Annotated in this window: 2 protein-coding genes; both read right to left on the minus strand. The window is 63.0% G+C overall.

All coding sequences use genetic code 11. The annotated features are described in order from the left end of the window. Window positions 1-602: mechanosensitive ion channel family protein (locus ACYVDE_RS22785; protein ID WP_460503826.1), on the minus strand; the 602-nt coding region annotated here is incomplete at its 3' end. 158 nt (window positions 603-760) lie between these two features. Then, window positions 761-1,412: peptidylprolyl isomerase (locus ACYVDE_RS22790; protein ID WP_460503827.1), on the minus strand; the 652-nt coding region annotated here is incomplete at its 5' end.

Raw genomic sequence — 1,412 nt, forward strand, 5'->3', positions numbered from 1 at the left:
TCGGCGGCGAGTAGCGGCAGGGCCCAGGCGCGCAGGGCCGCCAGGTCGGTAGGCCCGTCGAGCTCGGCGGCGATGTCGACCAGGGCCTTGTTCTGGGCCGTTTTGTTCACGATGACGTTGTTAGAGGTGGCACCGTTGGGTAGAATCACGGTGTCGCCCTGCGGCGTGACAAGGATGGTGTTGAAAATCTGAATTTCGCGCACTTCGCCGCTTTTGCCCTGGGCCTCAATGCTGTCGCCCACCACGTAGGGCTTGAAGATGAGGATGAGCACACCGCCCGCGAAGTTGGCCAGCGTGCCCTGCAATGCCAGGCCTACCGCCAAACCCGCTGCGCCCAGAATGGCCACGAACGAGGTAGTTTCGAAGCCGACCATGCCAGCCACCGAAATCAGCAGCAGCACCTTAAGCACGATGTTGGCCAGGCTGCGCAAAAACGAGCTCAGCGACACGTCGAGGCGGGCCGTGGCGTGGCCCAGCAGCTGGCTGGCCCGGCCAATCAGCCACCAGCCCACCACCAGGGCCAAGCCGGCCATGAACACACGCGGTAGGTAGAGCACGGCCAGATTCTGCAGCTGTTGGGCGTAGGCAGTAAGTTGGTTCATGGCGGAAAGGAACTTGGAGTCTTGGCTAGTCATGCAGCGCACAGCGCAGCGTCTCTACCGCAATAGTAACCCTAATCGACTGGATTACCTGCACGGTAAAGATGCTGCACTGCGCTCAGCGTAACGGCCTTTTTCTGTTCCTGCCCGCTACTCCTCCCCTACTTCACTAATTCCACGCCCAGAATCTGGTCGCCAATGTCGAGCTTATGCACCACGTCCATGCCACCCACTACCTGGGCAAAAATGGGGTAGCGGCCGTCGAGGTGGGGCGTGGGCGTGTGCGTGATGAAGAACTGGCAACTCTCAGTGTCTTTGCCGGCTGAGGCCAGGCCCACGCTGCCCTCTTCGTAGTGCAGGTCGCCGAATTCGGAGCGCAGGTTGTAGGGCGCGCTGCCGTTGCCGTCGCCGCGCGGGTCGCCGCCCTGGGCCACAAAATTGGGCACCACGCGGTGGAAATACAGGTTGTTATAAAACTTCTGGTTGATGAGCGTGACGAAGCTGGCCACCGCGCCGGGCGCTTCGTTGGGCTTCAATTCGAGCAGGATAATGCCCTTGCTGGTACGCAGCCGCACCTGCTGGCCCAGCGGCACGCTCTGCACCACGGCCCAGTCGATGGGGTGCTGGGCGGCCGTGGCCAACGGCGAAGGCGTAGGCTTGGGAGCTTTGTTCAGCTTATCGAGGGCGACCTGCAGGCCCTGCCAGGCTTCAATTTCGGTGGGCAGCTGTAGCTTGGCCTGGGCGGCACGCAGGGCCGCGAGGTCGGCCGGGTCGGCGGCGGGGTAGAGCTTGGCATCGGCCAGCGCTTCGGCG

Source organism: Hymenobacter agri, from assembly GCF_054778495.1.